This is a genomic window from Roseateles sp., from assembly GCF_049240545.1.
In the GTDB taxonomy this organism is placed as follows: domain Bacteria; phylum Pseudomonadota; class Gammaproteobacteria; order Burkholderiales; family Burkholderiaceae_C; genus Paucibacter_A.
This window is the reverse complement of record NZ_JBMLSK010000158.1, coordinates 1-13,245: the sequence shown is the minus strand read 5'-3', so window position 1 is coordinate 13,245 and position 13,245 is coordinate 1. Positions and strand designations below refer to the sequence as shown.

Here is a 13,245-nt window from a genome sequence, read left to right as displayed (position 1 = left end):
TCAGCCCTGATCCGCACTCGCAAGCCCCTCTCCATGATTTATTCCATTCTCAAAACTCTGCATCTCTTGGCTACTGTTGTGTGGCTCGGCGGCATGAGCTTCAGCTACTTTTTCCTGCGACCCGCCACGGCGCAACTCGACGCAGCGACACGGGTGCGCTTGATGCATGAGGTCCTCGGGCGTTTTCTGCGCGCCTCGCTGTGGGCCTCCTTGCTGGTCATGGGCAGCGGCATCTGGATGTTGGGCCGGGTCGCCAAACAGGCCATGCAATCCGGCGGGGTCTTCCAAATGCCTTTGGCCTGGACGGTCATGGCCATCCTCGGCAGCCTGATGGTGGTCATCTTTATGCACATCAAGTTTGCGCTGTTCAAGAGGCTCGCGCGCAGCACTGCCGCCCAAGACTGGGCTGCCGGCGATCAAGCCCTGGGCCAGATCCGCAACTGGCTGGCCACCAATTTGAGCTTGGGAGTGGCGGTGATGGGCGCGGCCTTGTTGTTGCGTTGACGCGTCCTCAGGTCAGACCGCCAAGACGGGCGACGGAAGAATCAACCCCTTCGTCGCCACTCAGCGTCGAAACTACGACTGACGAAACGCCAAACCATGCGCGAGGCATCCGGTCCTTGCGGGTCGCTGAAGGCCTGGCTCTTGGCGCCACCGCTCCAGGCATGGCCGAGCGCACTCACTTCGACCAAACGCGCCACCAAGCGCGTGCCAGCCTTGAAGTCCGTCAGCTGCATCGGGTAGCGCTTGCCGCGCCCTTGCTGTCGGGCTCGTCCAGCGCGCGCACCCGTGGCCTCGGCCCAGGCCTGCACGGCGGCATGGGCGTTGTCATCGGCCACCACCAAGTCCCGCACACCATGAATCACCAGCAGGGGCGGCAATGTCGACCCGGGCGTCAAACCCATGGCGGCGGCTGAGACCGCCAAAGACCGGGTCGAGCGCCGGCCTTTCATCGCACCCAAGGCGGTGAGGCCGGAATGCGCCGTGCCGGGCGGCACCCCCGAATGCATCACCACCGCCTTGAAACGCTCGGGGTGACGAATGGCCAGCAGGGCCGCCATGCTGGCCCCTGCCGACAGACCCGCCACAGCCACCCGGCTGCGATCGACCGGATGGCGTGCGCAAACCTGGTCCAGCGCCCTCAGGATCAAACCCGCTTCGCCATAGGCTTTGCCCGAAGCCGTGTCAAACCAGTTCCAACAAGCCTGAGGGTTGGCCAGACGATCTTGCTCCGGGTAAAGCACCATAAAACCTTCGCGTGCCGCCAAGCTGTTCATGCGCGTGCTGAGCGCAAAGGCATTGGCCGTTTGGCCGCAGCCATGCAGCATCAGCAGCAAGGGCAGCCGCTCGCCCGGCAGCAGCTCAGGCGGGCGATACAGCTTGAACCGCCGAGCGCCGCCCGCACCCAGGGTCACACCAGAGAGCCAATCGCCATCCACTCTGGGCGCCGCCGCCTTGCGCGTGGACCCGCCGAGGCTTGAATCCTGAGCGACCTTCATCGACTCGCCCAGCGCCTTGAACCCCACCTTCATCTGCCGCCTTGCGGCCTGTTTGAGGCTGCGCTGCAAACCACCCGCCCACACCGACATCATGCTTCGCTTCGCCATCGCTGCGGCCTCCCTGAGATTGCCTGCTTTTGCTTTGACCTGTGCCACCGTCTGCGCGGCCGAGTTCCAGCTTGTCGCTTGAGCCTCCTCATTCTCACCATGAGGATGTCAGCCGTATGTCGCCAGCGGGCCGAACCTGACTTCGAGGCCTATTTCTCAAGGGGGCAAGTGCCGCGGCCCAGCACTGCAGCCAGGCCTCGAGAAGCTCAAACCCGACTCCTGCTCGGGCATCACTGAAGCGGGCGCTTCGCCCTGGCCGGCAACAGCGCCGTCAACAGACAAACACCAAACCATCGCTCGCGCTCCAGCGGTGCTGGTCATCGGAACGATAGCCTCGCAACCACAAGCAGCCGTCCGCCTTGCGAAGGTAAAAGCCTTTAGGGAAATCCAGGCTGGCCTCCAAGGGCTCTGAAACCACGGTCAGGGCCCCCGGCGGCGCTTGGCCTTTGATCTGCGCCTGACCCACGGAGCCTTCTGGCTGATCCAGATACTGAAGCCTGAAGAAGGGCGCCGTCTCCACGGGACAGGGCCGCAGCCCCAGGCGAGCCGCTTGCGCCAGCACCTCAGGCATGGTCGCGCCAGCAGCAAAACCCAGCTCGGCCACCGTCACCGCCATCAAGTTCAGCACCGATCGCGCCGAGCCCTCTGGAAAGGCGGCATTCTCGAACAGCTCGCGCGCCATGGGATTCATTTGAACCTGCCTGGCCGCCAGCGCTTCCAACAGCGCTCGCTTGGACAAGCCACCCAGCTGGATCTGCCAGCGGGGCGCTTGCGGCGCGAAGCTCAAGCCCGCACTCAGAAATGAATCCCCTTCATCATCTGCTGCAAGGCAATCGCTTCCGGCGAGAGTTGCGACTTGCCCGACTTCTCACCCTTGGCCGCATCGCTGTCCGGGAACATGCGGAAGCTGGTGTTCATGACGATCTGCGCCACTCGCGGCATCAGCGCGTGCAGCAACTCGCCGGTGATGCCCAGGCGGGTGGCAATGCGCACCGGCTTGGCGATGCAGGCCTGCGCCACCATATCGGCGGCTTCTTCCGGAGCCAGCGTTGGCACATTCTTGTAGATCTGCGTCGGCGCAATCATCGGCGTGCGCACCAGTGGCATATTGATGGTGGTGAAGGTGACGCCCTGGTCTGCAAACTCGCTGGACGCGCAGCGTGTCCAGGCATCCAGCGCCGCCTTGCTGGCCACATAAGCCGAGAAGCGCGGCGCATTGGTCAACACGCCGATGCTGGAAATATTCACCACATGGCCCTTCTTCTTGGCCACCATGCCCGGCAACAAGCCCATGGTGACGCGCAAACAGCCAAAGTAATTCAGCTGCATGGTGCGCTCATAGTCATGGAAGCGGTCGTAGCTGCCCTCGATGGCGCGGCGGATCGAGCGTCCGGCATTGTTGATCAGGAAGTCAACGCCACCGAAGGTCTCGGTCAGCCAAGCGATCATGGCCTTGCAGCTCTCCTCGTTGGCGATGTCGGCCGAAAAGCTATGAACCTTGGCGTGATCACCGGCCGCAGCACGAATCTCGGCCACAGCGGCGGCCAGCTTGATCTCGTCGCGCGCACAAATCACCGTGATGGCGCCGGCTTCGGCAAACTTGATTGCCGCCGCCAGGCCAATACCGCTGGAGCCGCCGGTCACCAACACCACCTTGCCACCGCAGGCGCCGCGCAGGCTGCGGTCGATGAAGAGGTCGGGGTCCAGGTGGCGTTCCCAGTGATCCCAAAGCCGCCAGGCATAGTCGTGCAGATTCGGGCAGGCAATGCCTGAGCCCTTCAAGGCCGCAGCCGTCTGGCGGCAATCGAAGCGGGTCGGGTAGTTGATAAAGGTGAGCATGTCCTCAGGCAAGCCCAGATCCTTCATCACCGCATGCCGGATGCGCCGCACCGGCGCCAAGGCCATCAAGCCCTTCTTGACGCTCTTGGGGATAAAACCCAGCAGCGCCGCATTGACGAACAGGTTCATCTTCGGCGCATGGGCGGCCTTCGAGAAGATGTCCAGCACATCGCCGACCCGATAACCCACCGGGTCCACCAAATGGAAGCAACCGCCCGAGCTACGGGCATGGTGGTGGCTGATGTAGTCCAGGGCATCGACGACAAAGTCCACCGGCACGATGTTGACGCGCCCGCCTTCCAAGCCAATCGAAGGCATCCATGGCGGCAGGATCTGACGCAGGCGCTGAATCGGCTTGAAGAAATAGTAGGGGCCATCCACCTTGTCCATCTCGCCGGTCTTGGAATCGCCCACCACCATCGCGGGCCGATAGACGGTCCAGGGCTTCTTGCACTCCTTGCGCACGATTTTTTCACTCTCGTGCTTGGTCATGAAGTAGGGGTGATCGAGCCCCTCGGCCTCGTCAAACATGTCCTCGCGGAAGACACCTTCGTAGAGGCCCGCTGCAGCGATGGAGGACACATGGTGCACATGGCCAGCATCAATGGCTTGTGCAAACTCCACCATGCTGCGGGTGCCATCCACATTGGCTGCGATCTGACTGGCCTCGTCGGCCTTCAGGTCATAGACAGCAGCCAGGTGATAAACGTGGTCGATCTGCCCCTTCAGCCGCTTGATATCATCCGCCGCCACACCGAGCTTCTTGGCCGTTAGGTCGCCAAACACGGGCAAGGCGCGGGTTTTGCTGACCCCCCAAAAAGCCAGCAACTCCGGCAGCTTGTCGCGGCTTTCCTCTCGCAACAAGAAGTGCACGGTACTGCCCCGACGTGCCAGCAGTTTCTTGACCAACCGCTTGCCGATAAAGCCTGTGGCGCCGGTGACGAAATACTGCATGCTGAGGTCTCCTGTTAGAACTGATTTACTTGTGATTCTTGACCATCCTAGCAAGGCTGCCGCTGCACGATTACCCGCAGAGATTCGAGCTGACTCAAGCGTTGGAGCCAAGTCACGAGGGGCTCGAAACCCCGGTGGTGAGCCCTCCCTAGGTAGGGGACACTGTCTAGTGTTTGGCCGATACAGCGGCCGCAGAGCGATCTATAGTGAAACCATTCCCCGCACAAACCGTGCGCCAACCACCGCAAAAGGACTGACAACATGGTCAAGAAGCTTCAGAAGATGGCTGCCAAGAAGAACAATGCTTCCAACGGCGCCTTCGGCGGCGCGCTGCCAGCCGGCCTGCTGGAAGGCAATCTGGCGCAAGGTATCAGGGACTCGGCGCAACACATCTGGGCTGCGGGCCTGGGCGCTTTTTCCAAGGCACAAGGCGAAGGCGGCAAGGTGTTTGAGGCCCTGGTGAAAGAAGGTCTGAACCTGCAAAAGAAGACCCAATCGGCCGCCGAAGAAAAGCTCGGCGCCATGGCCAACAAGGTCACCGGCATGGCCGGCGATGTGGGCAGCAAGGCCGGTCAACACTGGGACAAGCTGGAATCGATTTTTGAAGACCGCGTGGCCCGCGCGCTCAACCGCTTGGGCGTGCCTTCGGCCAAGGATGTGGCTGAACTGATCGAGCGCATCGACGCCCTGAGCGCCGCCGTCGGCATCAAGCCACCGGCCAAGAAGAACAGCAAAGCTGCAGCCAAGGCCGTCAAGCCAGCCGCCGTCGTGAAGAAAGCCGTGGCCAAGCCCGCCGCCAAAGCCAAGCCTGAAGTGAAAGCGGCCGCGAAGACCGCCGTCAAGGCCAAGCCGGCCGCTAAACCTGCCACCAAGCCAGCCACCAAAGCCAGCGTCAAGCCTGCAGCAGCACCGGCAGCCTCCCCCTTCAAGAAGGTGGCCAGCAAGACCAGCGCGGCCGTCAAGAGCGCCGCCAAGCCTGCCGCCAAAGCAGCAAGCAAGGCCGTCAAGAAGACCAGCGCCAGCGTTGCAGCCGCCACCACCGCGGCAAGCGAAGCCGTGACAACGGCTGCGACCCAGGCCTGATCCAGGCTTGATCTCAAGCTCGGGCTGATTCAACTTGCAAGCAGCAGTCGGGAAGCCGCGCAAGCCGCGTCGGCCCCAGCCGTCAAGCCAGCAGCGGGCCCGGCCCCGCATCGGCTTGGCCCTGGCAGGGGGCGGCCCGCTCGGCGCCATCTACGAGATTGGCGCCCTGTGTGCTCTGGAAGAGGCCATTGACGGCCTCAACTTCACCGACTGCGACGGCTATATCGGCGTCAGCGCCGGGGGATTCATCGCCGCCGGCCTGGCCAACGGCCTGAGCCCGCGCGAGCTGTGCGCGGCCTTCATCGAGAACAGCGCGCCCGCGCCAGACAGCGTCGACCCGGCGGAGTTGCTGCAACCCGCGTGGCAGGAGTACTTCGATCGTCTGCAACGCCTGCCCGGTCTTTTGGCCAAAGCCAGCTGGGCCACGCTGGTGCAAGGCCGCTCGGTGCTTGGCGCTTTTGAGCGCCTCGGCGCCGCGCTGCCGACCGGCCTGCTCTCAGGCGACGCCTTGGCCGCTCAGCTGGAGCTGCAATTCAGCCAGCCCGGTCGCAGCAATGACTTCCGAGAACTGAACAAACGCTTGGTCTTGGTCGCCACCGACCTGGACAGCGGCGAAGCCACCCCTTTTGGCATGCCCGGCTGGGATCACATTCCCATCTCCCAAGCGGTGCAAGCCAGTGCCGCCCTGCCCGGCCTGTTTCCGCCGGTTGCCATCGAAGGTCGGCATTATGTGGACGGCGCACTGAAGAAGACCCTGCATGCCTCGGTGCTGCTGAAGGAAGGCCTGGATCTGCTGATCTGCCTCAACCCCTTGGTGCCCTACGAGTCAGATCCGGCCAACTCCACCCGCGCCAAGCGTGCCCGCATCCCGCATCTGGTGGACGGCGGCTTCCCGCTGGTGATGAGCCAAACCTTCCGCTCGCTGATTCACTCGCGCCTGGAATTGGGCATCAAGCGTTACGAGCACACCCATCCGGATACCGACGTTCTTTTGTTCGAGCCCGACCACCGCGACGCCGAGATGTTCATGGCCAACACCTTCAGCTACTCGCAGCGACACCATCTGGCCGAGCATGCCTATCAAACCACCCGCGCCGCCTTGCGGGAGCGCGCCAAGGCCCTGGGTCCCCAATTGGCCCGCCATGGGCTGAGCCTGAATGAAGTGGTGTTGGCCGACACCGATTGCCGCCTGCTGGGCGAACTCGAAATCGGCGCCCAAGCCCGTACCGCCGGCGCCTTGAAGCGCTTGCGCCGAGCCCTGGACCGGATCGAAAGCCGAGTTCGGAACCCTTGAACGGCTGAGATGCGGCGGCGCCGAAGCCCGTTCCGCCTTCGATGCCCCACCCTGAAAAGCCGCCACCCGCATCCATGCGCCATCGGGCATGAACACGCTTGAACGCCTGGCGCAAGGTACCCAGACGCTTTTCATACGCAGCGCAAAGCCAAAAAAAGGCGGCGATCACCCCGCATTTGTGCGCACAAATTCACGCCCGATCTGCTCGCCCCCTCGGCTTGCGGGGCTGACCGCTCGCCAACCCTGGCTCACACTGCGTTGCAATGCTTCAGCACTGCGAAATCACGAAGAAAGATAGCAAGTCAACTATGAAAAAAATCCTCACCCTGACGCTGGCCCTCGCCCCAATGCTGGCTCTTGCCGGCCCCAGCCTCGGCCAAAACCTGGTGCATAACGGCAGCTTTGAAGCCAACAGCCTGATCGGCGGTCAGTGGACCACCTACAAGAGCCTATCTGGCTGGACCATCGGCAACAACCAGATCGAACTGCGCAACAACGTCGCGGGCAGTGCTTTTGACGGCAAAAACTTCGCCGAGTTGGACGTCTATGGCAACTCCAGCATCAGCCAAGCCATCGCCACCATCGCCGGTCAGTGGTATGAGCTGAGCTTCAGCTATGCCAACCGCGCCGACAGCAACAAAGGCGCCAAGAGCAACGGCCTCGGCTGGAGCTTTGCCGGCCTGAGCGGTGAAGTCGGTAAGAACACCGCCACCAACTGGACCACCTTCAGCACACGCTTCCAAGGCACCGGCAAGTTGGAAACCCTGAGCTTCAGCGCCCTGGGCACTTCTGACGGCTACGGCACTTCGCTGGACAAGGTCAGCGTGAATGCTGTGCCTGAGCCGACCAGCCTGGCCTTGATGGCCGGTGGCTTGCTGGCCATGGGCCTGGTTTCGCGCCGCAAAAAGCAGGCTTGATTCCTGTTGGGGGTTTGCTGAAGCGACAGAGGGAGTAGAGACCGGACGACGCGACAGCAGCGACCAGCCCCAACAAAAAGGCAGCTCATTGAGCTGCCTTTTCTTTTGCCTTGAGCACCCAGGGCCTCAGCCCAAGTAGCGGCTCATCAAATGCGCCTTGAAGTGCGCCGGGTTGAGCGTTTCGCCGCTGGCGGCCTTGACCAGATCAGGCGTTTCCAGGCGGCTGCCCTGATGCCAAATGTTGTCGCGCAGCCAATCGAACACCGGTGCCAGATTGCCGGCGGCGATGTCCGCATCCAGGCCTGGGCGGGCCCGGCGCATGGTCGCAAACCACTGCGCCGCATACATGGCGCCCAGGGTGTAGCAGGGGAAGTAGCCGAACAGGCCGCAGCTCCAGTGCACGTCCTGCATGCAGCCGTCCTTGAAGTTGCCGCGCGTGTCCACGCCCAGCAGTTCCATCATCTTGGCGTCCCACAGGGCCGGGATGTCCTCGCACTCGATCTGCCCTTCGATCAGGGCGCGTTCGATCTCGTAACGCAGGATCACATGGGCGGGGTAAGTCACCTCATCGGCATCGACGCGGATATAGCCGCTGTGCACCCGGGTCAGCAAACGGTTCAGATTGGCCGGCTCAAAAGCCGCTTGCGCGCCCAGATGCTTGGCGATCAGCGGGCTCAGCAGCTTGGCGAAGGCCGGGTGGCTGCCCAACTGCATCTCGAAGCTCAGGCTTTGGCTCTCATGCAAACCCATGGAGCGCGCCTGCGCCAGCGGCTGGCCCAGCCAGTCTTGCGGCAGATTCTGCTCATAGCGCGCATGGCCGGTTTCGTGGATGGTGCCCATCAAGCTGGGCAGGAAGTCATCCTCGCGATAGCGGGTGGTGATGCGCACATCCTCGGGCACGCCGCCACAGAAGGGGTGAGCGCTTTCATCCAAACGGCCGGCTTCGAAATCAAAGCCCATCAGCTGCATCGCGTCCAGGCCCAGCGCACGCTGCGCGGCCTTCGCGAAGGGGCCCTGCGGGCGCAGCACGGTTTCGCTGGCTTGCTTGGCCTGTACGTCCTTGATCAGCTGCGGCAGCCAGCTGCGCAGATCACCAAACACGCGGTCCACCTCGGCCGAGCGCATACCCGGCTCGTACTGATCCATCAAGGCGTCGTACAGCCCCAAGCCGCTGCTTTCAGACAAGCAGCGCGCCTCTTCACGCGCCAAGCGCACGCATTCCTTCAACAAGGGCAGATAGCCCGCCCAATCATTGGCCTGGCGCTGGGCGCGCCACGCATGTTCGCAGCGCGAGTTGGCCAGCGACTTGGCTTCCACCAGGCTTTGCGGCAAGGCGTTCGAAGCGCGCCAGGCGCGGCCCATCTCGCGCAGATTGGCCGCTTGGTCGGCGCTCAGCGGCTCGGCCGCAGCGGCGTCCAGCAGGCCCTTCAGTTGCGGCTCGGTGGCCAGCTGATGCAGCAGGCCGCCCATCTCGGCCAGCGCCAGCGAGCGGGCCTCGTTGCCCTTGGCCGGCATATTGGCCGACTGGTCCCATTGCGCGATCGACTGCAAATGCGCCAGACGATGCAGACGTTGATGCCGTTGATGAAGCTCGGTGTAAGCGGGTGTGCTCATGAGTGAAATGGTGTTGCGGTGGGCAAGCAGCCATTGTCCACGCAAGCACAACGGCCCCGCCCTTTTGGGGGGTTAAAGCCCCCCAGGGAATACCCAGAGCAAGGCGGCCGTCATCAGCACATAGCGGGCGAATTTGCCGATCGCCATATAGGCCACACAGGGCCAAAAAGGCAGTCGCAGCCAGCCCGCCACCGCGCACAAGGGGTCACCCACCAAGGGCAACCAGCTCAACAGACAAGCCTTGGCGCCAAAACGATTCAGCCAAGCCAAGGCCCGCGGATTCGGCGGTTTGCGCTGGGTGGCGCGCTCATAGGCACGCTCGGCACCAAAACCCATCCACCAGCTGATGGTGCCGCCCAAGGTATTGCCGAGCGTGGCCACCACGACCGCGGGCCAGAACATCGTCGGGTCGGCCTTGATCAACAGGAACACGGCAGGTTCCGAACCCATGGGCAGCAAAGTCGCCGACACCAACGCAATCAGGAACACACTGGCCAAGCCCACTTTCGGCAGGGCCAGAAAGGCCAACAGGCCGTGAATCGAGGCTTCGAGGAAACTTTCCATGGCCGCGATTATGGCGAGCGGACTGGCCGCTAGGTCTGGGCCAGCAAGTCCGCCAACCGAGCCCGCCTGGGACGGCCGACGCAAGAAAGGTATACTTCTGCCTCTTTTTTAGGCACGACCACCCCTCCTCCGGGTCTCTCCCCACCCATGCAAGCCCAGCCGCCAATCCTGCAGATTGGCCCTCATCTATTGCCGAACCGTTTGTTTGTGGCGCCCATGGCCGGCGTCACCGATCGGCCATTCCGGCAACTCTGCCGCCGCATGGGCGCGGGCTATGCGGTCAGCGAGATGGTGACCTCGCGCAAGGACTTGTGGAGCAGCCTGAAGACCTCGCGCCGCGCCAACCATGACGGTGAAGCCGGGCCCATCGCGGTGCAGATCGCCGGCACCGACGCCGCCATGATGGCCGAAGCCACCCAGTACAACATCGACCGGGGCGCGCAGATCATCGACATCAATATGGGCTGCCCGGCCAAGAAGGTCTGCAACAAATGGGCCGGCTCGGCCCTGATGCAAGACGAACCCTTGGCCTTGCAAATCATTGAAGCGGTGGTGGAAGCCGCTGCGCCGCATGGCGTGCCGGTCACGCTGAAGATGCGCACCGGCTGGTGTGAAACCGAGAAGAACGCGCTGCGTCTGGCCTTGGCCGCCCAAGGTGCTGGCGTGGCCATGGTGACGGTGCATGGCCGCACCCGCGAGCAGGGCTACAAAGGCTCGGCCGAGTACGCCACCATCGCCGCGGTGAAGGCGGCGCTGCAGATTCCGGTGGTCGCCAATGGCGATATTGACTCCCCGCAAAAGGCCCAGCAAGTGCTGGCCGAGACCGGCGCCGACGCGGTGATGATTGGCCGCGCCGCCCAGGGCCGGCCCTGGATCTTTGCCGAAATGGCTCACTTTTTGGCCACCGGCGAAACCCTGCCCGCCCCCACCGTGCTGCAGGCCCGCGACTGGCTGATCGAACACCTGCACGACCACTACAGCCTTTACGGCGAGTTGACCGGCATGCGCACCGCGCGCAAGCACATTGGCTGGGCCGTGGTCGATCTGCCCGGAGGTGAAGATTTCCGTCAAGCCATGAACCGCCTGGAGAGCAGCGCGGCGCAAGTCCAGGCCCTGGGCGCTTGGTTTGACGAGCTGGCGGCGCAATATGAGCGCTTGCCCTATCTTGCCAAGCGGCAAGAAGATTCAACAATGACCGCCCATGACAACGAAGAAGAACTGAGGCTACAGGCATGACCCCGAAACCGATCGATGCCTGCGTGCGCGAAAACCTGGAAGTCTATTTCCGCGATCTGGACGGCGAAGAACCGCACTCGATGCACGAGATGCTGATTCAAGTCGTTGAGAAGCCCCTGCTGGAAGTGGTGATGGCACGCGCCGCCGGCAACCAAAGCAAGGCCGCCGAATGGCTGGGCATCAACCGCAACACCCTGCGCCGCAAGCTGACCGAGCACAAGCTGCTCTGAGTCTCTGAACTCGCGCGCGCCCTCCCTCTTCCCCATCCGATAGAAGACCATGTCCCAACTGACCGCCCTCATCTCCGTGTCCGACAAGACCGGCATCCTCGAATTCGCCAAAGAGCTGCACGCCCTGAACGTGCGCCTGCTGTCCACCGGCGGCACGGCCAAGCTGCTGGCGGATGCCGGCCTGCCGGTGACCGAGGTGGCCGACCACACCGGCTTCCCCGAGATGCTGGACGGCCGCGTCAAGACCCTGCACCCCAAGGTGCACGGCGGCCTACTGGCGCGCCGCGACTTCCCCGAGCACATGGCCGCCGCCGCACAGCATGGCATCACCATGATCGACATCCTGGCCGTCAACCTCTACCCCTTTGAAGCCACCGTGGCCAAGCCCGGCTGCACGCTGGAAGACGCCATCGAGAACATCGACATCGGCGGCCCGGCCATGGTGCGCAGCGCCGCCAAGAACTGGAAGGACGTCACCGTGCTGACCGACGCCAGCCAGTACGCACAAGTCTTGGCCGAACTGAAGGCCGAGGGCAAGACCAGCGACAAGACCCGCTTCGCCGCGTCTGTCGCCGCCTTCAACCGCATCGCTCAATATGACGCTGCGATCAGCAATTACTTGAGCGCACGCACCGAAGCAGGCACGCTGTCCGAGTACCCCGGCCAGATGAACAGCAGCTTCGTCAAGGTGCAAGACCTGCGCTACGGCGAGAACAGCCACCAGACCGCAGCCCTGTACCGCGACCTCTACCCCGCCCCCGGCTCCCTGGTCACCGGCAAGCAGTTGCAAGGCAAGGAACTCAGCTACAACAATATCGCTGACTCCGACGCCGCCTGGGAATGCGTCAAGAGCTTCGATGTGCCCGCCTGCGTCATCGTCAAGCACGCCAACCCCTGCGGCGTGGCCGTGGCCGCCAACGCGGCTGAGGCCTATGCCAAGGCCCTGAAGACCGACCCGACCAGCGCCTTCGGCGGCATCATCGCCTTCAACCGCGAGGTGGACGGCGCTGCTGCCGCCCATGTCTCCAAGCAGTTCGTCGAAGTGCTGATGGCCCCAAGCTTCAGCGCCGAAGCGCTGGAGATCTTCAAGGCCAAGGTCAATGTGCGCCTGCTGCAGATCGACCTGCCGGCCGGCGGTGCGCGCCCCTGGGATCAGGGCCGCAACGCTCAGGACGTCAAGCGCGTCGGCTCGGGCCTGCTGGTGCAGACCGCCGACAACCACTTCCTGAAGAAGGAAGACCTGAAGATCGTCACCACCCTGCAGCCCAGCGCCCAGCAGCTTGACGACCTGATGTTCGCCTGGACCGTGGCCCAGTATGTGAAGAGCAATGCCATCGTCTTCTGCGGCGGCGGCATGACCCTGGGCGTGGGCGCCGGCCAGATGAGCCGCATCGACTCGACCAAGATCGCAGCCATCAAAGCCGCCAACGCCGGTCTGGAACTGAAGGGCTCGGTCGTCGCCAGCGATGCCTTCTTCCCCTTCCGCGACGGCCTGGACGTGCTGGCCGATGCCGGCGCCACCTGCGTCATCCAGCCCGGTGGCTCCATGCGCGATGAAGAAGTGATCGCCGCCGCCAATGAGCGCGGCGTGGCCATGGTCTTCACCGGCGTGCGTCACTTCCGTCACTGATCGTTCAGACGCTGGGCAAAGAGCGCCGGACAGGGCTCGGGCGCTTCTGGGCCTGAATCACGGGCGTCCAATGAAGCCACAGGGTCTTGCGCGTGAGGCACGTCAGCCCCGGCCGTCGCCGGGCTCATGGTTCGGGGGTCGGCCCTGGCGGGCCGACTGCCTTGCGCTGCTCTCGCCTTGGGGCCGGCGCCGAACTCACTGCACTCGCTGCGCTCGTTTCGTTCAAACATGCGGCGCCAAGCTAGATGTTGAAGCGCGCTGCGCGCGCGCCTCCAAG

General features: G+C 63.6%; 12 protein-coding genes. 7 read left to right on the top strand and 5 right to left on the bottom strand.

Translation table 11 applies throughout. The features are described from left to right. Positions 1 to 33 precede the first annotated feature (33 nt). Positions 34 to 504 carry a CopD family protein gene (locus ACOVRJ_RS09975; protein ID WP_422043696.1) on the top strand — a complete coding sequence of 157 codons (471 nt, stop codon included), beginning with the start codon at positions 34 to 36 and terminating at the stop codon, positions 502 to 504. 41 nt (positions 505 to 545) lie between these two features. Here ACOVRJ_RS09975 and ACOVRJ_RS09970 read toward each other — a convergent pair whose 3' ends face one another. The 3 genes from ACOVRJ_RS09970 to ACOVRJ_RS09960 form a co-directional block, all read right to left on the bottom strand. Beyond that, complete coding sequence (locus ACOVRJ_RS09970) at positions 546 to 1,607, bottom strand: alpha/beta hydrolase family esterase (RefSeq protein WP_422043695.1); 1,062 nt, start codon at positions 1,605 to 1,607, stop codon at positions 546 to 548. A 271-nt stretch (positions 1,608 to 1,878) separates the two neighbouring features. Next, complete coding sequence (locus ACOVRJ_RS09965; protein ID WP_422043694.1) at positions 1,879 to 2,394, bottom strand: hypothetical protein; 516 nt, start codon at positions 2,392 to 2,394, stop codon at positions 1,879 to 1,881. An 8-nt stretch (positions 2,395 to 2,402) separates the two neighbouring features. Then, the gene (locus ACOVRJ_RS09960; protein WP_422043693.1) at positions 2,403 to 4,400 is read right to left on the bottom strand and encodes an SDR family oxidoreductase; all 1,998 of its coding nucleotides are present in this window, start codon (positions 4,398 to 4,400) and stop codon (positions 2,403 to 2,405) included. A gap of 261 nt (positions 4,401 to 4,661) precedes the next feature. Between ACOVRJ_RS09960 and ACOVRJ_RS09955 the strand changes: the two genes are divergently transcribed. From ACOVRJ_RS09955 to ACOVRJ_RS09945, 3 genes are all read left to right on the top strand, one after another. Beyond that, complete coding sequence (locus tag ACOVRJ_RS09955; RefSeq protein WP_422043692.1) at positions 4,662 to 5,483, top strand: phasin family protein; 822 nt, start codon at positions 4,662 to 4,664, stop codon at positions 5,481 to 5,483. 115 nt (positions 5,484 to 5,598) lie between these two features. Then, positions 5,599 to 6,777, top strand: coding sequence for a patatin-like phospholipase family protein (locus ACOVRJ_RS09950; protein WP_422043691.1), 1,179 nt, complete (start codon positions 5,599 to 5,601; stop codon positions 6,775 to 6,777). A 308-nt stretch (positions 6,778 to 7,085) separates the two neighbouring features. After that, a complete protein-coding gene (locus ACOVRJ_RS09945; protein ID WP_422043690.1) occupies positions 7,086 to 7,694 on the top strand; it encodes a DUF642 domain-containing protein in 609 nt (202 codons plus the stop codon). Between the two features lie 126 nt (positions 7,695 to 7,820). On the opposite strand, the gene ACOVRJ_RS09940 is transcribed toward ACOVRJ_RS09945, so the two are convergent. After that, positions 7,821 to 9,308: a carboxypeptidase M32 gene (locus ACOVRJ_RS09940; protein ID WP_422043689.1), complete on the bottom strand. Its 1,488-nt coding sequence runs from the start codon at positions 9,306 to 9,308 to the stop codon at positions 7,821 to 7,823. 72 nt (positions 9,309 to 9,380) lie between these two features. After that, positions 9,381 to 9,872, bottom strand: a complete 492-nt coding sequence (locus ACOVRJ_RS09935) for a YqaA family protein (protein ID WP_422043688.1) — start codon at positions 9,870 to 9,872, stop codon at positions 9,381 to 9,383. A gap of 168 nt (positions 9,873 to 10,040) precedes the next feature. Between ACOVRJ_RS09935 and dusB the strand changes: the two genes are divergently transcribed. The 3 genes from dusB to purH are packed head-to-tail and all read left to right on the top strand — an operon-like array spanning position 10,041 to position 12,968. Continuing rightward, entirely contained in the window at positions 10,041 to 11,108 is a 1,068-nt protein-coding gene (dusB, locus tag ACOVRJ_RS09930) for a tRNA dihydrouridine synthase DusB (protein WP_422043758.1), read from the top strand. Continuing rightward, positions 11,105 to 11,338, top strand: a complete 234-nt coding sequence (locus ACOVRJ_RS09925) for a Fis family transcriptional regulator (protein ID WP_263537410.1) — start codon at positions 11,105 to 11,107, stop codon at positions 11,336 to 11,338. Before dusB ends, ACOVRJ_RS09925 begins: the two co-directional genes overlap by 4 nt. A 49-nt stretch (positions 11,339 to 11,387) precedes the next feature. Then, on the top strand, positions 11,388 to 12,968 hold the full coding sequence (gene purH / locus ACOVRJ_RS09920; protein WP_422043687.1) for a bifunctional phosphoribosylaminoimidazolecarboxamide formyltransferase/IMP cyclohydrolase: 1,581 nt from the start codon (positions 11,388 to 11,390) through the stop codon (positions 12,966 to 12,968). Positions 12,969 to 13,245: the final 277 nt, after the last annotated feature.